General features: G+C 46.6%; 9 protein-coding genes and 1 tRNA gene. 6 read left to right on the forward strand and 4 right to left on the reverse strand.

Annotation, left to right across the window (positions count from 1 at the left end):
• The first annotated feature begins 240 nt into the window (after positions 1-240).
• From QT996_RS01705 to QT996_RS01725, 5 genes are all read left to right on the forward strand, one after another.
• Positions 241-2,640 (forward strand): AMIN domain-containing protein, encoded by a 2,400-nt coding sequence (locus QT996_RS01705; RefSeq protein ID WP_333044160.1) that lies wholly within the window; start codon positions 241-243, stop codon positions 2,638-2,640.
• Between the two features lie 691 nt (positions 2,641-3,331).
• Positions 3,332-3,640 (forward strand): HU family DNA-binding protein, encoded by a 309-nt coding sequence (locus tag QT996_RS01710; RefSeq protein ID WP_278187376.1) that lies wholly within the window; start codon positions 3,332-3,334, stop codon positions 3,638-3,640.
• 15 nt (positions 3,641-3,655) lie between these two features.
• Positions 3,656-4,918 carry an aminotransferase class I/II-fold pyridoxal phosphate-dependent enzyme gene (locus QT996_RS01715; RefSeq protein WP_333044161.1) on the forward strand — a complete coding sequence of 421 codons (1,263 nt, stop codon included), beginning with the start codon at positions 3,656-3,658 and terminating at the stop codon, positions 4,916-4,918.
• Between the two features lie 235 nt (positions 4,919-5,153).
• Positions 5,154-6,629 (forward strand): NAD(P)/FAD-dependent oxidoreductase, encoded by a 1,476-nt coding sequence (locus tag QT996_RS01720; protein WP_333044162.1) that lies wholly within the window; start codon positions 5,154-5,156, stop codon positions 6,627-6,629.
• Between the two features lie 619 nt (positions 6,630-7,248).
• Positions 7,249-12,723, forward strand: coding sequence for an AAA family ATPase (locus tag QT996_RS01725; RefSeq protein WP_333044163.1), 5,475 nt, complete (start codon positions 7,249-7,251; stop codon positions 12,721-12,723).
• Positions 12,724-13,203: 480 nt separating this feature from the next.
• Here QT996_RS01725 and QT996_RS01730 read toward each other — a convergent pair.
• From QT996_RS01730 to QT996_RS01740, 3 genes are all read right to left on the reverse strand, one after another.
• A tRNA-Ser gene (locus QT996_RS01730) sits at positions 13,204-13,290 on the reverse strand.
• 60 nt (positions 13,291-13,350) lie between these two features.
• Positions 13,351-15,984 carry a ComEC/Rec2 family competence protein gene (locus QT996_RS01735; RefSeq protein WP_333044164.1) on the reverse strand — a complete coding sequence of 878 codons (2,634 nt, stop codon included), beginning with the start codon at positions 15,982-15,984 and terminating at the stop codon, positions 13,351-13,353.
• 215 nt (positions 15,985-16,199) lie between these two features.
• A complete protein-coding gene (locus tag QT996_RS01740; RefSeq protein WP_333044165.1) occupies positions 16,200-16,679 on the reverse strand; it encodes a DUF4079 domain-containing protein in 480 nt (159 codons plus the stop codon).
• A gap of 391 nt (positions 16,680-17,070) precedes the next feature.
• On the opposite strand from QT996_RS01740, the gene QT996_RS01745 reads away from it, so the two are divergent.
• Entirely contained in the window at positions 17,071-18,144 is a 1,074-nt protein-coding gene (locus QT996_RS01745) for an endonuclease/exonuclease/phosphatase family protein (RefSeq protein WP_333044166.1), read from the forward strand.
• Between the two features lie 834 nt (positions 18,145-18,978).
• On the opposite strand, the gene QT996_RS01750 is transcribed toward QT996_RS01745, so the two are convergent.
• Positions 18,979-19,317 carry a DUF1815 family protein gene (locus tag QT996_RS01750; RefSeq protein WP_015176985.1) on the reverse strand — a complete coding sequence of 113 codons (339 nt, stop codon included), beginning with the start codon at positions 19,315-19,317 and terminating at the stop codon, positions 18,979-18,981.
• Positions 19,318-19,547: the final 230 nt, after the last annotated feature.

Consider the following 19,547-nt stretch of genomic DNA (forward strand, 5'->3'; position numbering starts at 1 on the left):
CACCCCAACCCTCCCCGAACCCGCGGGGAGGGGGTAAGAAATCCACAAATGATGCGAGGATTGCTGTAGGATAGCTTCTAACCCTTATGTCATCTGTTATTCCCAATCGAAAATCGCAAATCGAAAAGGGCATAACTTCTTCCTTTAAAAAGGCTCGAATCGAGAATATTTTAGTCAGTTTAGCAGCTAGCGACAAAAGACTGCGGACAACAAATAACAAAGTGTAGTTGAGGAGAGAACGTGAAACAGCATCTACGGTTAAGTGGAGGACTCTTATGCAGCGTTGCAGGAGTTCTGATCACCCAAGCCCCCGTCTTGGCAGCGCCGACTCAAGTCACAGGAGTGCAAGTAAGTCAAGGCAATAATGGCGTAAATATTGTGATGGCGACAGAAAAGGGCGATCGCCCGCAAGTTTTCGCCATCAATAACGGCAATACTTACCAAGCCACAATTATCAACACCCAACTTCGCTTGCCACAAGGCAACAGCTTCCGTCAAGATAACCCCGCTCCGGGAATTTCTTCCGTAGAAATCAGCCAGGTAGAGGCTAACAGCATCCGCGTTGTGGTAGCCGGTACAAACGGAGTTCCCAACGGACAAATTGTGCCGGGACAAGGCCAAAGCATCGTTCTCAGCGTTGCCGGAGAGGGCGGTACAGCACAGTCTGCCCAAACTTTACCCCCGCCACCTCCGGGACTGCCGCTGAGCCAAACAGCTCCCCGGCCCGCTCCCCAAGTCCGCACCTCGCAAAACCCAGGCGTGCTGCTGCCAAATCCCGAAATTACTGTTACCAGAAACGATCGCCCGCCCCTCCCCAGCGAAATACAACCCCAGGCAAATCAGGCTGCGCCTTTCCTACCGCGGGCAGTTGCTCCGCCCTTGGGAGATATCGCAGTGTCTAACATCGCCCCTGGCGTGGGAAATATTGAACTGAGTTCGGGAGAACGCATCCCCCGCTTGGTCTTACGGGATGCCCCAGTCCGGGACGTTCTGGCTCTGCTGGCCCGTGCTGCGGGCTTGAACATTGCTTTTACAGGTGGCGGGGCCCCTGGTCAACCCGGCCAGCCCGCAGTGCCTGGTCAGCCGGGAGCCTCGGGTTCAGATGAAGGGCCGAAGATTTCTTTGGACATCGAAAATGAGTCGGTGCAAGATGTCTTTAATTACGTGCTGCGGCTCAGCGGATTGCAAGCTAACCGCCAGGGGCGGACGATTTTTGTAGGGACTAGCTTGCCGATCGACTCGCGCAATATAATCATTCGGACTCTGCGGCTTAATCAAGTTCGCTCTACGGATGCAGCTAACTTTTTGAGCGCTCAAGGCGCGGAAACTCAACTGCCGATTACTCGGGTGACGATTCAAACCGTCGGTCAGGGAAATGCGGCGCGGGATGTGGAAATTAGGGAACCGGACATTAAGGCGATCGGCGCTAGGGACGGCAACGGGCCGCTATTGTTGAGGGGACTGTCGGTGCTGGCAGATGCGAGGCTCAATTCCATCACTTTGGTGGGCGACCCGCGCAAAGTTGACATGGCTGTGGCTTTCTTGACACAGCTAGATTTGCGTCGCCGTCAAGTCGCTGTCAACGTCAAGGTGATCGATATCAACTTGTTGGGAAACAACACCACCAACAGCAGTTTCTCTTTCGGAATTAATAACAATTTTTTCGTCAACGACAATGGGGCTGCCAGTCTTAATTTTGGTGGCATCAATCCGCCCACTGGCCAGGATGTAAGTAGTGGCATAGCTAATCGGCCGATTATTGAGAACCGAGACATTCCCACACAATTCAGGGATACTCCTTTCTACGATGCCAACGGTCGGCGTACCGTGCCGTTTACAGGTCAAGGTCTCGAAGGCCCTGGCAAAGGTGTGTTCCTCCAGCCGACAGCCCCAGTTACTAATGACCCCTCGCGACTTGGAATTACGGATTACACTCCCGGCTCGGCAACCGCTTCGGGAAGTGCAACTTTCGGCCTGTTCCCGCTGTTCCAGTATCCGAGGAGGTTCCTGTCGGCGTTGCAGGCAACTATTCAGAGCCGGAATGCCAAAATCCTGACCGATCCGACTCTGGTGGTTCAAGAAGGAGAAACGGCGAATGTGAATATTACTGATGAGGTGATTACTAACATTACGTCGCAAACGCAGAGTACGGGAAATACAAGTACCCAAACTGTGACGGCTGTCAAAGACAGGGCTGGTTTGCAGTTGGGGGTGGCGATTGATCGGGTTGACGATAATGGCTTTGTCTCTCTGCGGGTGAACCCGATTATCAGGACACCTGGCAGCACTCAAAACCTTTCGACTGGCGCGAACACCAATAGTATCACTCTGCTGGGCGAGCGCTCGTTGCAATCGGGGCTAATTCGCCTGCGGGACGGTCAGACTTTGATTGTTTCGGGGATTATCCGAGACGAAGAACGGACTACAGCGAACAAGATTCCGATTTTGGGAGATTTGCCGATTATCGGTTCGCTATTCAGGAGTACCAATAAGGTTAACCAGCGGGCGGAGTTGATTGTATTGCTGACGCCGCAGATTTTGGATGATAGCGATCGATCGAACTTTGGCTACCAAAACAACATCAGTCCCGACGCCCGCCAACTGTTGCAGCGCAGTCAGCCCGTCCAACCGAGACAATAGGAACGAAGGAAAAATGCCTGGCTGTCAACTTTCCACGCTCTTTCCCCTGAGTCCGACAGTCCCACAGGGGTTGAAACCCCTGGCTCAAAGCTATAGTCCTCTAAAAGAGGACTATAGAACTCATAAGTCCTATGAAAGAGGACTATAAATCACTCTTTCAGTCGTCTTCAGACGACTTCAGCTATGAGACAGGGACTTCAGTCCCTGGCGGGTTTGGGGAGAATGAAACAGCCCTGCCCCACGGGGGAAAGAAATAAGGAAGAAGGAAAAACTTTTCCTTTAGCCCTTGACAAATGACATTTTATTCCTTCTATTTCTCCTTTTGTGCTTTCAAATCCACCGACGCGAGAAATCTTCTCTCCAAGGTGGTATTTTTTTACCTAAATTTTGGGATTAATTAAAAAAAATTAGCAAGTTCCATATAAATTAAAGGTTCCACCGATCCATAACGGTCGGCAAGACTTTAGAATAATGCAGTGAAAATTAGATGCTGTGGGGTTTTCAGCAGTTAGAAACAAAAATTCCTTTTCTGACCAATTACCCTAGGGTAATTGGTATTCAGCAGGAGTTGTGATTAGGGGAAGCGGACGGGAGCAATTGGGAACCACCCAAACCTCCCCATCCACACCTCAATCCAGTTGATAACTCACAGCTAATAGTTGAACTAACTCTGTTTAACGTAATTTTGCAAATCCAGAAGGAGTTCGCAATGAACAAAGGTGAATTGGTTGATGCAGTGGCGGAAAAGGCTAGCGTGACGAAAAAACAGGCAGATGCTGTTTTGAGTGCCGCCCTTGAAGCAATCATGGAAGCTGTCTCCGACGGCGACAAGGTAACGCTGGTCGGTTTTGGCTCGTTTGAGTCGCGGGAACGCAAGGCCCGCGAGGGTCGCAATCCCAAAACTGGCGACAAGATGGAAATCCCGGCAACTCGAGTTCCTGCATTTTCCGCAGGGAAGTTGTTTAAGGACAGAGTTGCACCGCCGAAAAACGCGGAATAGCTGGCGAACTGAGTCTTGATTAGACCTGTACACGGTGGGAATTTAGCTTGGGCAGCCACACTGGCAGGCTGCCCTGCCTCTGCTATTGTCGATTTTTCTGCCAGTATCAGTCCTTTGGGCCCTCCTGAGTCGGCCTTGAATGCGATTCAAGCTCACTTGAGCAGTCTGACGGCTTACCCAGACCCGGATTATGGGGAGCTCAGGACTGCTTTGGGGGAGGGTTTGAATGTTGACCGGGATTGGATTTTGCCGGGGAATGGTTCGGCGGAATTGTTGACTTGGGCGGCTTGGGATTTGTCGAAGCTGGAGGCGACTTATTTGGTGACTCCGGCTTTTGGCGATTACGGGCGGGCTCTTTCGGCTTTCGGCGCGCAGGTGCTGAAATGTCCTTTGGATCTCCAATCTTGCACCATTGTCAAAAACGGGCAAGATGCCCATTCCACAAATGAATTTTCTTGTGGAACAGGCAAGATGCCTGTTCCTAAACAAGTAATTGAGGATGGTGCAACATCTCAGTTGGAGCTGAAATCGTTGGACGCTGGGGCAGGAAATGAGTTAGTAACCGATGATTTGTCGGTTTCTAACCGTTCCCTTGTCTCCCCTTCTCTCCGTCTCCCGGTTCCTCTTGCTCTCGATGCCCCCTCTCGACGAGGTTTGCTCCTGAACAACCCGCACAATCCTACGGGTTTGCTGTTTGCTAGGGAGGCGATTTTGCCTTATGTGAAGCAGTTAGGTATGGTGGTGGTGGATGAGGCCTTTATGGACTTTCTACCGCCTTCTGAGCAGGAAACTTTGATCGATGCTGTTGAGGAGTTTCCGAATTTGGTGATTTTACGATCGCTCACTAAATTCTATTCTCTGCCGGGACTGCGGTTGGGCTGTGCGATCGCCCATCCCGATATTCTGCGCCGCTGGCAGTTGCTGCGCGATCCTTGGCCTGTGAATGCTTTGGCTGCTGCTGCTGCTGCTGCTGTGGTTCGAGATGCGGCTTTTGAGCAGCAAACCTGGGATTGGCTGCCTGTTGCTCGCCGAGAGCTATTTGAGGGTTTGGCTAATTTACCGGGTTTACAGCCTTTTGCCGGGGCGGCTAATTTCTTGTTGGTTGAGTCGTCGATGTCGGTTTCTCTGATTCAAAAAAGTCTCTTGGGACGACACCGGATTTTGATTCGGGATTGTTTGAGTTTTCCTGAGTTGGGCGATCGGTTTTTTCGGGTGGCTGTGCGCTCCAGGGCGGACAATCTGCGGCTGATTGCTGGACTTGCGGATGTTATTAGTTAGCTGACTGTTGACTGTGGACTGTTGTCAGTTGACTGTTTACAACAAATAAGTACACAAACAGAAATATTTACACAGATATAATTTTGTAAGGCTCATAGGAAGAGAATTTCAGATTCTATTTTGTGTAATTAATTCTGTCCGTGTACTTAACAAATAACAAATAACAAATAGCCAATAATAAATAACTAGCAACTAGCAACTAGCAATTAGCAACTGACTACTGACTTTTTTATTTATGCTTGATTATGATTTAGTGATTATTGGTGGAACTCCGGCCGGACGCTATGCTGCTTTGACTGCAACTAATTTCCCGGCTCGCGTTGCTTTGGTGGAACCGCTAAGTAATTCGCAAGATTTGCCGACTGGGGGGAAAGAGTCGATCGACCTTGGTTTGAGATACAGCCAAACTTTGAGGGAGGCTGCTCGTTTTGCCCAGCAGATCAGCCGCCAGCAGTTGGGGGTTCGCTGGGAAGTCGCTAATTCCTCTATGCCGATGAAATTGGGGTTTGGCGGGGTTCTCAAGTGGGCCGAGAGTGTTGTTTCTAATTTGTCAGAAATTGATGATATCGGCGTTTTGGCTGCTCGCGGTGTCGATGTTATTTTTGGCAGCGGCGAGTTTGTGGCGAAACCGGATTTGGCTTTTGTTGTCGGCGGGCGAAAATTGCGATCGATCTGTTATTTGCTGGCTTGTCCAACTCTGCCGGCGATTCCCAATATTGAAGGACTTTCATCTGCTGGCTTTTTTACTTCGGAAACTGTCGCGAAATTAGCACAACTTCCACAGTTGCCTAAAAGTTTGGCTGTAATCGGCGCAGATCCCAGCGGTGTCGAAGTGGGTCAGACTTTTGCTCGGCTGGGGGTTGCTGTCACTTTGGTCGTGAAAAGTTCGCACATTTTGGCTAAAGAAGACCGGGAGGCTGCTGGGTTAGTTCAAGCTGCAATGGAAGCTGAAGGAGTGCGGATTCTAACTGCTACTGAGGTGACTCAAGCGAGGGTGATTGAGGGTAAAAAGTGGATTCAAGCAGGGCCAAGGGCGATCGAAGCTGAGGAGATTTTTCTGGCCGCCGGTAGAGGACACAATTTTTCATCGTTAAATCTGGAAGCGGCTGGGGTTAAATTCAGCGATCGGGGGGTAATTTTAAATGAAAAGCTGCAAACAACTAATCGCCGCATTTACGCGATCGGAGATGTTGCTGGGGGTTATCCGTTCCCTCACATCGCTAATTGCGAAGCTGCGGTTGCTGTGAAAAATGCTTTGTTTTTGCCGATGTTTCAAATAGATTATCGCGGGATTCCTTGGGCGATTTTTTCTGACCCGCAGTTGGCGAGGGTTGGCTTGACTGAAGCACAAGCAAGGCGCCGTTTTGGAGACGATCTTATTGTTTGTCGGGAATATTTCAAGAATGTTGAAAGAGCTCAAATGTCCGGGGATACAACTGGTTTTTGTAAGATTGTCGGGCGTCGCAACGGGGAGATTTTGGGAGCGAGTATTGTGGGGCCGCAAGCTGCTGAGTTGATTCACGCGATCGCCTTGGCTGTGCGTCACGGAATGAAGGTTGAGGCGATCGCCGAACTTCCTTATATTTGGTCGAGTTTTTCGGCAATTAACGGTCAAACTGCTGCTGTTTGGGAGTCGCAGCGCTTGGGCAGCAACACTTTTATGCAGAATTTGTGGGAGAATTTGTTTCACTGGCGCAGGTATTGGAAGTGAAACCATCAAAGGGGTAATTGGTAATGCGTAATTGGTAATTATGTGAGTGCCAAAATATAATTGACTTGGGCTAATTCCAGAGTCTGCTTCTGCATTTTGGCATTAAATGCCTGATTCACTTATTAGAGTGGGTCAGCTTGTTGTTGCATCTGGACAAATAATTCGGCTTGGAGACTATGACTCTCTACCGATTCGCCATCGGGCGCACAAACTCGATTTCCTCTGCTTCTTGCTTTAAATGCAGAGTCGCCCGAATTGTATTGATGAGATTAAATTCGGAGCTAAACTGGACATTAGATTTAATAGGCGATCGCATACAAGCATAGGTTTCACAAATACTTTTAAGTACCTGATTAGCCTCTTGAATTCCTTTTCTCTCAACTGCTGTCCTTCAATCAGCCTTAGCTTTGTTCATTTTCTACTTAGTCTTAACTCAAGTATAAACAGCTCTTACATAAACAATTCAACTCTTGTTTTAAACTCCTGCTTTCATCAGTAGAGCGACCAAGTATATTAAGAAAAATGTAATTCACTGAATACTACAGCAGAGCGAGGGAAAATAGTAGATAGTAACTCTAAAAAGTTTCAGGCTTGACAAAAACAGTAGGAATACGTAGATATGGCTGACATCACAAATCTTTTTCTAGGATATCACATTAACGAGCAAATATACGCAGGAAATCGAACTCTAGTTTATCGTGGCATTCGCACTTCAAATGGGCAGCCCGTCGTGATTAAAGTGCTGCGAAATGACTTTCCCCGCTTCAACGAACTGGTTCACTTCCGCAACCAGTACATCATTGCTAAAAACTTAGAGATCCCCGGCAGTGTCAAGGCATACAGCCTGGAGACTTACCATAACCACTATGCTCTGGTGATGGAAGACTTTGGCGGCATTTCCTTAAGTAGCTACCTCGATCTTCTAACATCCGCTAGCAACGAACCCCTAGAAGGATTGCCCGTTAACGAGTTTCTTCCCATTGCAATTCAAATTGCTAACTCGCTCGACGGACTTTATCGCCATCATGTCATCCATAAAGACCTCAAACCCGCCAACATTCTAATTAACCCCAGCAGCAAAGAAGTCAAGCTGATTGACTTCAGCATCGCTTCCCTGCTACCCCGCGAAACCCAAGAAATTCAAAATCCCAACGTCCTTGAAGGCACCTTACCCTACATATCTCCCGAACAAACTGGGCGAATGAACCGAGGCATTGATTACCGCACAGATTTCTACTCGCTGGGAGTCACATTTTACGAATTACTAACAGGAAAGTTACCCTTTCAGACGGATGACCCAATGGATTTGGTACACTGCCACCTTGCCAAACAACCTATCCCAGTCTCAATTGTTAACCAGAGCGTTCCCTTGGTTCTGTCGGAGATTGTCAGCAAACTGATGGCCAAGAATGCTGAAGCTCGCTATCAAAGTGCCCTAGGACTCAAGTTTGATTTGGAAACTTGTTTATCCCAGTGGCAAGAGACAGGAGCGCTGACTAACTTTACCATAGGGGAGCGAGATTTGTGCGATCGCTTTACTATCCCCGAAAAATTATACGGTAGAGAAAGCGAAGTATTCTCCCTCCTAGAAGCATTTGACCGCGTGAGTGCCGGAAGCACCGAAATGATGCTCGTTGCCGGTTTCTCCGGCATTGGCAAAACTGCTATTGTCAACGAAGTTCACAAACCCATTGTCCGGCAGCGTGGCTACTTTATTAAAGGCAAGTTTGACCAATTTCAACGCACCCTGCCTTTTTCAGCATTTGTTCAAGCTTTTCGCGATTTAATGGGGCAATTGCTGTCGGAAACAGATGCAAAAATCGAGCAGTGGAAATTAGAAATTTTAACAGCTTTAGGCGATAGCGCTCAAGTGATAGTTGAAGTCATTCCCGAACTACAAAAAATTATAGGAGAACAACCGCCAGCCCCAGAACTTTCGGGCAGTGCGGGACAAAATCGCTTCAATTTGTTGTTTGAAAATTTTATTCAAGTCTTCACAACAAAAGAACACCCTTTAGTAATTTTCTTGGATGATTTGCAATGGGCAGACTCAGCATCTTTAAAATTAATTCAACTGCTGATGAGTGCTACTGATAACCGCTATCTCCTATTAATTGGAGCTTATCGGGATAACGAAGTGTTTCCAGCGCATCCATTAATGCTGACGTTAGCAGATATTCAAAAAACTGAAGCAAAGGTGAATACTATTACCTTAGCTCCCCTCGATCGAGCAGACGTAAATAGTTTAGTTGCCGATACTCTAGCTTGTTCTACAGCGTTGGCTCTGCCTTTAACAGAACTCGTTTATCAGAAAACTGTAGGCAATCCATTTTTTAGCACACAATTCCTCAAATCTTTGCATGAAGATGGGCTAATTGAATTTAATTTTGAAGCTCGGTATTGGCAGTGCGATATTGCCCGAGTGCGAACCTTGGCACTAACGGATGATGTAGTAGAATTCATGGCACTTCAGTTGCGAAAGTTGCCAACTCGGACACAGGAAGTTTTAAAGTTAGCCGCTTGTATTGGCAATCAGTTCGATTTGGCGACGTTAGCAATTGTTGATGAAAATTCGCCAGTAGAAACCGCAACAGCTCTATGGAAGGCGCTGCAAGACGGGCTAATTTTACCTGTTAGCGAGGTTTACAAGTTTTATCAAGCAGAGGGGAATAGCGAATCGGTAATCGGAAATGGGAAGGAATTTGACCAATTATCAATTACCCCTGACCAAGTACCCAAATATAAGTTTTTACACGATCGCGTCCAACAAGCAGCCTATTCTCTGATTCCTGAAGACCAAAAGCGCTCTACTCACTTAAAAATTGGTCAACTGTTATTAAAGAATACGCCCGAAGCCGATCGAGAAGAAAGAATCTTTGATATTGTCAATCACTTAAATGTGGGAGTTGAGCTAATTACCCAGGAAGCAGAACGGGAGCAATTAGCACGGTTGAATCTGGTTGCCGGAAAGAAAGCCAAAGCTGCTACTGCCTATTCTGCTGCGGTTGAATATTTCAATATGGGCAGAAAATTAGTGGCAGTAAATAGTTGGGAGAATCAATACGAACTAACATTAGCGCTGCATACCGAAGCAGCAGAGGCGGCATATCTCGTCGGTGACTTTGAGCGGATGGATAGATTAGCATCAGTGGTGGAAAGCTGCGCCAAAATGCTACTGGACAAAGTGAAAGTATATGAAGTACAGATAGAAGCTTATATGGCGCAAAATAAGCTACAGGAAGCGCTGAATACGGGACTACAAGTTTTAAAACTGTTGGGGGTAGAGTTTCCCTCCGAGCCAAATCCGTCTGATATTGGGCAGGCATTAGGGGAAACCGCGGCAATTTTGAACGGGAAGCGAATTGAGGATTTAATTGAGCTGCCTCAAATGAGGGAGCCCTATAAACTAGCAGCCATAAGACTTTTATCAAGTATCTTTGCTACTGCATACCTTGCTGCTCCTGCACTGTTGCCTTTGACTGTGTGCAAACAAGTACAATTATCCCTCCAATATGGGAATGCTTCCGTTTCTCCCTTTGCTTACGCCAATTATGGTTTTCTTCTTTGTGGAGTTGTGGGAGATATTGATTCAGGTTATCAGTTCGGTCAATTGGCTTTAAGTCTAGTGTCAAAGTTAAATTCTAAAGAAATCAAAGCCAAGACAGCCTTCGTAGTAAATTTCTTGATCAGACATTGCAAAGAGCATCTCAGAGAAACCTTAGAGCCTTTGGTGTCAGCTTATTCAAGCGGAATGGAGACAGGAGATATAGAATATGCAGCCTATAATTTATTACAGTATTCCTGTTCAGCTTACTATAGTGGCAAAGAACTGACTGTCCTTGAAAGAGAGATAGCAAGAAACAGAGATGCTATTGATAAAATTAAGCAAGAAAAACCGCTTAATTATATAGAAATTCATTGGCAGGCTATCTTGAATATGCTGGGTAAAAGTAAAAATTCTGGCCTTCTTAAGGGTGAAGCCTACGATGAGCATATCAAGTTGCCACTTTACCAACAAACAAACGACCAAACGGGATTTGCCTACATATATTTAAACAAGCTTTTACTTTGTTATTGGTTTGAAAAATACTCAGAAGCGATTGATAATATCGCTATGGCAGAGAACTATTTAAATGCAGTAATAGGAATGCCCATTGTTCCTGTTTTCCATTTCTACGATTCTTTGGTGCGGTTGGCGGTATATTTGGACACTCCACAGTCAGAACAACAGAAACTTCTCGACAGAGTACAAGCTAATCAAGAAAAAATGCAAAACTGGGCGCATCATGCCCCCATGAATCATCTGCATAAATTCTATCTAGTGGAGGCAGAACGGCATCGGGTTTTAGACGAAAAAATAGAGGCGATCGAGATGTACGACAAGGCGATCGCACTTGCTAAAGAAAACGAATACGTCAACGAAGAAGCTTTAGCTAACGAACTCGCGGCTAAATTCTACTTAGAATGGGGAAAAGAAAAACTGGCAAAACCCTATTTAATTGATGCTTACTATGCCTACGCTCGTTGGGGAGCAAAAGCAAAGATTGACCATCTAGAACAGCGCTATCCCCAATTGCTTGCTTTTATCCTGCAACAGGAGCCAACTCGCCAGTATCCGAGCGAAACAATTCACACCTCCCGCAATAGTGAATCATCCCTATCTACCGCGAATAGAACACTTATCGGTAGCACCAGCAGTTGGGGGTTAGTAGATTTGCCGACCGTTATCAAAGCTTCTCAAGCTCTCTCTAGCGAAATAAAACTCGATCAATTGCTGACTACCGTCATGCAAGTGGTGGTGAAGAATGCCGGAGCACAAACCGGAGCATTAATTTTGAATGAAGAGGGAAACTGGAGGATAAACATCCACTGCACAAACCGTCAAGACTGCCTTCTGCAATCTATTCCGGTTGAGGAGAGCGAAGTAATTCCTCTAACCCTGATCAACTACGTCAAACGTACAAAAGAAACCCTAGTGTTTGATGATGCTAGCACTCAACCAAGATTTGCATCTGACCCCTACATTATCCAACAGCAACCTCACAGCCTGCTTTGCACTCCGATCACCGAGCGAGGGAAAATGATGGGGATTTTGTATTTGGAAAATAATTTAGCAACAGGAGTATTCACGCGCGATCGCGTGGCCATCCTCAATATCCTGTGCTCGCAAGCTGCAATTTCCTTACAGAACGCCCGACTGTATCAGCAATCCCAGGATCATGCCCAAAAACTAGAGCTTTATCTTCACGATCTCAAACAGATGCAACTGCAATTGGTGCAGGGTGAAAAGATGTCTGCTCTCGGAAATTTAGTCGCAGGGGTAGCTCACGAAATTAACAATCCCGTAGGCTTTATCGCCGGCAATTTGCAACCGGCTCAAGAATATCTACAAGATTTATTCGAGCTAATCGATCTCTATCAAGATTCTTTTCCCAAGCCAGGAGCTAAAATTGAAGAAAAAATTGAGGATATAGACTTGGAGTATTTGCGAGAAGATTTACCGAAATTGATTAGCTCAATGAACGAGGGAGTCGAGCGCATTCGCAATATCAGTACGAGTTTGAGAACGTTTTCCAGGGCAGATAGCGATCGACCAGTTTCTTTCAATATTCACGACGGACTCGAAAGCACTCTGCTAATTCTCAAGCACCGTTTAAAAGCCAGCGAGTTCCGCCCTGCTATTGAAGTTGTGAAAGACTATGGTAAATTGCCCCTAGTGAAATGCTTTCCCGGCCAGTTAAACCAGGTGTTTATGAATGTGCTGGCTAATGCGATTGACGCTCTGGAGGAGTCAAATAAGGAGCGCAGTTTTCAGGAAATTAAAGCCAGACCTAATCAAATCACGGTTCAAACCGCTCTGAGCGAATCCAACAATCAGGTGTTGATTCGCATTAAGGATAATGGAGTGGGGATGTCAGCCGAAGTCAAGGAAAACATCTTTAACCACTTATTCACCACCAAGTCTGTGGGTCAAGGAACCGGATTAGGATTGTCTATAGCCCACCAAATTGTGGTGGAAAAACATGGAGGTACATTAGTGGTCAATTCTTCCCTCGGTCAGGGTTCGGAGTTTGTTATTTCTATTCCGGTATGAGCAGTTCGTGCTAGGCTTTAGCGCAATTAGCGCCGCCTCGAAACTACGATATCAGTTATTAGAAGAAACAGGGAACGAGCAACAGGGTATCTTTCTTCCTAGGAACTACGGAGTAGGAAAACACAGAATGTAGGCTAATTCCTCCATCCTCCGCCCGCATCTTATTCGTGATTGAGACAGCAGTTTGCAACCTCCTGCTTTACAAACACTATTCCCTGTTTTTGTTCCCGGTTTCGAGTTAAGAGTTCCCTGGAGATTCTCAGCATCTACCTTACCGACATGAAAACGGCTATCATGCTACTGAGATTGTGGAGTTAAATTTTATAGCTGAAAACTCTCTTTGAATTAACTAATGTTGCATAGGGCGATCGCTAACATCATAATGTGCGCTGCGCGGCCCTAGATTAAAGTTTGGGTTAGATACGCAGCGCGCACCCTACATTAATAAGGTGCGCGCTTGACGCTTGACGCTTAGATGTACGGAGAGGGTGGGATTTGAACCCACGTTAGAGTTACCCCTAAAGTAGATTTCGAGTCTACCGCATTCAACCGCTCTGCCACCTCTCCAATTGACTTGAGATGCGAGCTAAAAGTATTTTACCGCACAGTGCGCCAGATTGTAAATCTTTATAAAAAAGAAGTTTGATTTTCTTCAGATTCCAAAGTGGTCTTAAATCCCCCTGCTGGAGTCCACTGGAGAGCTCCGTCGCGCCCTGTCCAGAAGATCTGGGTTTTGCTTTGGCGTAGTTGGGCAGCGGTTTCTGGGTCGATTTCGTCAGCAGATGCGATCGCCACTTGCGGCCCCACTGCGCCCAATAACTCAGCCGTCAAGGTTTTTCCTGACCACCACAGCACTTGAGCCGGCTTCAAGGTTCCCGTTGCTGCCAATTTTTTTTGCGCTTCCGGTGTCATTTCACCGACGAGCAACCAAGTTCTATTGCCCACGAGCAATTCTACCACCGGAATCTCCGCATTCACCAACTGCAACCGCATCGAACCCAGATCAACTGTACTGTTAGTTTCTAAAGGAAAGTAAACGCCTTGGCGTGATTGCACAGCCGTCATAAATTCCTGATTGCTGCCACGGTGAATTTGTTTTGGAGCAGGATTATCATAAAATGTTTTAATTGGCAAGCGTTCTAGTAATTTTCCCCAACCACTGCTCAAACCTAAATGACCGTGAGTGGCGATCGCAAAATTCACAGAATTAACTCCTTGCTGCTGTAAAAAAGGCAACACTGTAAACCTTACGGTATTTTCATCACCACTATTGATCAGCGCCACTTTTCCCCTATCTTGAATTACTAAAACTGGATCGCCCGATGTCGCCAGCAAAGTAACTTGAAATAAAGATGATTGAACGTGCCAAGCTGGCAAAACAATGATACTTATTCCCGCCACAACCGCCAGCGGTAAAATCCAAGAAGATGAAAAACTCGGCAGCGAAATAACTCTACTTTTCCCCTTATTCTTTCTTCCTTTTTCCTTATTCCCTCTTCCTTCTTCCTTATTCCTTCTTCCTTCTTCCTTATTCCCTCTTCCTTCTTCCTTATTCCCTCTTCCTTCTTCCTTATTCCTTCTTCCTTCTTCCTTCTTCCTTCTTCCCCCAATCCAAACCCAGCAAATTAAACTGTAAAGCGCGATTAGCTGAAACACCGATACTTGACCGACAGCTACCGAATTACCAGGTAATTGCGAGAAATATTGGGCGATCGCAATTAACCCTTTCGCCGGATAGTCCAACAGTTGCGCTAAAACACTGCCAGCCGGCGGAAAAATCAATCCAGCTAAAGCGCTAACCATCCCTCCAATACTCAAAATCCACAGCAAAGGAGCTGCAATAATATTAACTAAAATGCTGTAAGGCGATACGACACTAAAAACGTAAAGTAGCAGCGGCAATACCCAAACTGAAGCGGCGATCGGAACCACAACAATCGAAGCGATCGCGGGCGGCATCCAGTCCAACTTTGCCATCAGTGGCGGCGTTGTCACTATTAACCCCAAAGTCGCCAAAAAACTCAGTTGAAAACCTAAATCCCAAATCCACAAAGGGTTAACCAGCAGTAAAATAGTAGCAGCAATTAACAGCAATCCCAGCGGCTTAACTTGGCGGCTCAGCACCAAAGCAAATAGTGTTCCAAATCCCATCAAAGCGGCGCGGCATACTGATGGTTCAAAGCCAGTTAATGCCACAAGCAAAAATAAAGCACCGACGCCAAAACTAAATTGTAATTGTTTGGAAAAACGCCTGGTTAAAGCTAGAAATAAAGCCAAAACCATCGAAACTTGAGTGCCGGAAGCTGCGATCGCGTGGGCCAATCCAGCCTGCACAAAATAGTCACGGATGTTATAAGGTAAATCGACTGCTTGTTTGCCGAGGGCGATCGCACTGATCAAGGGCCCTTCGGGAACATTTAATTGCGATAGTTGCGATCGCACGCTCCGCTGCCGCATCGCTTGAATTTTCGATGGCTGCATCCCGCTTGGTTCCAAGAAAGCAGCCGTTTGGCTGTTAACTCGATTAACATCCGCGATCGCATTTTCTCTCGTCCAGTCAATTTGACGACCTTTGAGTCCTGCAAAAGCCCCTTCTCTGGCTAAATATGCTTGAAAATCAAAAGCCCCCGGATTCGACGGCGGCTGCGGTTTGTACAAGGAACCCACAACTGCGATCGTATTGTCGGCATACAAACCCGTTGCTTGCAGCAGCGGCACTGTAACGTAGAGTTTGCCGGATACTGGGCGGTTTACGAGTGATCCTCCCTCGCCGCCGTTGATTTCGCTCACTAAATCTGTTTCTAGCCAAAATTGTGATCGACCCGATCGAGTCAATCGAGGCGTACTGACCACTCTACCGCGAACTGTCACTGCCACTTCTTGAGTGTTCCCGCCAGCCGGAATCAGTTTGCTGATGTCATCTATTGCTGGTTGGGGCGATCGAACTGCAAAATAAACGCTAGCTAGAAATGCCAGCAAGCCCGCAACTGCCCACACCCATTTCACTCTCGGCAGCATCTCCAACAAACTCAACTCTTCCCTCGCATCTAAGGGTTCTTCAAGAGCATTTTCTTTTTGTCGGCTGCGTCTTTTCTTAGTAACTTTGACAGAATTATTAGTATATTTTCGCAACAATTTCGGCAGGGCGATCGCCGCCGCTATTCCCAAAGCAAGTATCCCGTATCTACCCCAAAAAACCGCTGTAGAAATCAATCCCAGAATATAGGCAAGACAGAAAATGACACCCGTTGCTTGATTCATTAATTAGTAATTCAGAGGGGGAATATTTCAGGGAAACCGATGCGGGACGTATGCACTCCTTACCAAAAAAACCGGGTTTTTAAACCTAGATAAAAAGCTAAACGCTGTGTGTGTATTTAGATAAAAAGCCCAGTTTCTGGCTACCCGTGCCTAAGTTATGGCAAAATTTCTTTCCTTACATTCTTTCCCTTCCCCTTCCCCTTCCTCTTCCTCTTCTAAATAGACAGCCCCAATTTTAAACCGAAAGCCGCGTGCAGTACCATAAGTGCAAGAGCCGTCGTGCCTAAATAAGCGTGAACCGCGCGCAGTGCTAGCTTATTGCCCCCAAAACCCGTGAGCGAAATCAAGCTGCCAACAGCCAGTAAAACCAGCACTGCCGAACCTGTCCAAAAATGCGGACTTTCCATGACTGGCTGGTGCTGCATCACCAGCGACAGCAAGCCGCCTGTATAGCCCAAAGCTAGAAACAGAAACATCCAGGGTGCAAGCTTGCGGTGATCCGAGCGACTTTTGAGTGCGACATCTTTATCGGCGGCCAAACGTCCCTGCCATCCGGTATACCCGACAAAACTGCCCATCGCAACTACCACGATCCCCATCATTACAGGGTGTCCCCAATGGGTAATTGGTTCGGGAATTCCCAGACTGCGAAATTGACTGGCGATGGGTTCTAGTAGTTCGCTTAAATTTACCATTTGATGCTGACTCCAAACTGGGCGATAAATATTTTAGGACTAATATTAAAATATTATAAAATATTAGTGTAGCAACCGCGATCGTGCACTTCAAATAGCCGTTTAACCTGATGGCCAAACATTGCCCTGAAGCCTAGATATAGGCAAAACTTAGCCGACTAAAGCCGGCTGTGAGATTTTTACAGCAGTGATGCTGCTTCAAGTTAATGGTTAGCCTTAAAGGCTACATCCAATGGCAAAATCAAGGCAAATCACCCCTAGGCCAAAACCTGGGACTGCCCTTTGCCCCATTTTCACAGCCCCATCCTCACTCTGGATGTTTAATTTTACTACCCTACTCAAAGTTAATTTCAAGTCTGTTGACTTCTGAATACCTTTAACAACTATTCTTTTGTCCGCACACCAGCAAGAGGAAGCGATGATTAAGCCTTACCGATTTTTGCAGCGAATTGCTCAACTGTTTGCCTACGCCTACTCAACACTGATTGCCGGCTATCTGATACTGAGACTTATCTTTTGGGACAGTCTGTGGCCGGTTGCCTTGATGGGGGATTTTGTTCCTTGGATTTTCTTGCCAATCTTCCTGCTGCCAATTCTAGGGTTTTTTCTCATAAAGAAACGCTGGTTCGCGATTGTTTCATCTGTGGCTTGCCTCTGCCTGCTGGGTTGGCTACACATCACCTACTTTTCTCCCCAGCCGGCGAACATCAGTGACTCCCAGCCAACCCTGAAGGTTTTTTCTCTCAACCTCGGCTGGCATCACAAATCCCCACAAGCTTTGGTTAACCTAATTCAGGAAGAAAAACCAGACCTCATTTGTTTGCAAGAAATTAACGAGGATTACGCCAAAGAAGTCTTCTCTAAATTGGCCGCATTATACCCGCACCAGCGGGGGCGCGGATACCATGTGATTCTCAGCAGATACCCGATTCGCTCTTTCCAAAGCTTACACCTAGCGCGTGGGAACGAACCACAGGAACGAGCTATTATCGAAATGAACCAGCAAGATCTAGTTCTTTATAACATTTCAACAACCCCACCGTGGTTTCGCAAGCATAAAATTTTGCCTTTCCTCAAAATCCCAGTTTACGAGTACGGCGACCGACCGGCACAAATTCAAGATTTAGTGCGACGACTCCAGAAAGAAACGCTGCCGACTATTGCCGCCGGGGACTTTAATCTGACTGACCAGTCTCAAGACTACTATTATTTGAAAGCGGTTATGCAAGATGCTTTCCGAACAGCAGGAGTGGGTTTTGGCTTTACTTTTCCTCACGGATGGGATCTGAGTTTACTGGTTAAACAGTTAAACTGGAAATTAACTTTTCCCCTGGTAAGGCTTGACTATGTTTGGTATTCTCACCACTGGGGGGCTAAATCAGCCAAGGTTTTACCGCCAATTGGTTCAGAGCATCTGCCGGTGTCGGCCCAACTACGGATGCAACCGGAATTTGGACGAGTGTAGGGGGTTGGCAACACTTTGGTGGGGCGACCACAAGGGCATTGGTGTCAATTTAAGCTTCGGGCGAAGGTCATGATGCTGTTGGCGAATCCGTGAAGGGTGACACCTCACATTTGCTCCCGTCACACCCCTCTTAGATCGTGTTCGGATAATTGCCCGCAATTAATTTTTCTATTTTTATTCCTCTTTCTTCTTCCTTTTTGGCGTATTTGGCATTTTGGCGGTTCATTATTAAACCCCCCAAAGAAACAAAATATTGATTCGCCAACAGTCTCATGGAATTCGCGACTATACAAACAGGGAATTTTAGACAAATGAAGATGTTTTCAACCAAGCACAGACTAATGGCTTGAATTAAGCCTTACTGGCTTTGCACTTGACTGCTGAATCGCCCGTATGCCATAGCCCCCGGTCTGCACTTCACCCAATTCTCACAGCCTCATCCTCACTCGGGATGTTAAATCCTACCTGCCTGCTAAAAGTTAATTTCAATTCCTTGAGTTTTGAATGGCCAAGTGAGAAATTAACATCGCAGGCGACGAGCAGTCACACTTCTACATTTTGCTAATCGCTCTCAAGGGAGAATCAACTTCTGGAAAAAAAACTAGAGGTTCCAAGTTTGAGACTTCTGCCATAAAGTATGCCGTCTGCCCAGGCTCACTTCGATCGACTGAGCGCTAAACCGTCTGAAGGCACCCTGAAAGCACCCTTGTCTGTTGAGCAGCCATCGCTGTGCACCTAAATGAACCCTCTCAACTAACTCGCTGGGGATTCGGTTGTAGCAGACAAGCAGTGACTTTCGCTGTCCCCTTCCTCGGAACCGTGCAATCGCTAAACTCACTGCGCCGTCGCTAAAGTAGCTTCTGAAGGTTGGATTTGATACTTTACGAGATTTGCCAGTTCCTGTAACTGATTAATCGCTTCTGCACCTTCTAGTTTCATGAGTTCGCGGTCGTCCCGCATCTCAGTCCAAGTGATACCGTAATCTGACACTAAAAATCGAATCAGATGGTTGTCCGTCAAACTGACCATAAATGAGGCACTGTTCATCTGACCCCCGCAAGTGTAGCAGGATGCCAGATAACCCCGATGCTCTAGCACGATCGCTAAAGCTTGAAGGTTCATTACCAAATCTTGAACGAATTTACGGTGTTGTTCTGCAAGTCTCAGAAACACAGTTCTCCTCCTATCACCACACCGTGTATTTTACATCCCATTTAATAATTTCTTAATAAGTGGGTATTTAGGTGCTGGTTCAGTATACGTTTAGTATGCTCAAAAAAAATCGGATTAGCGACCTCTTCAGCCTACCTATACTAGATTAACCGAGTTGTGCTCGAAACGAAGTATCAGCAGCGACATTCAGCCAAAACAGGCTCTCGCGGGGGACTCCAGCCTGAAAATTT

Origin of the sequence: Microcoleus sp. S13C4 (assembly GCF_036700865.1) — a bacterium.
GTDB lineage: Bacteria > Cyanobacteriota > Cyanobacteriia > Cyanobacteriales > Microcoleaceae > Microcoleus.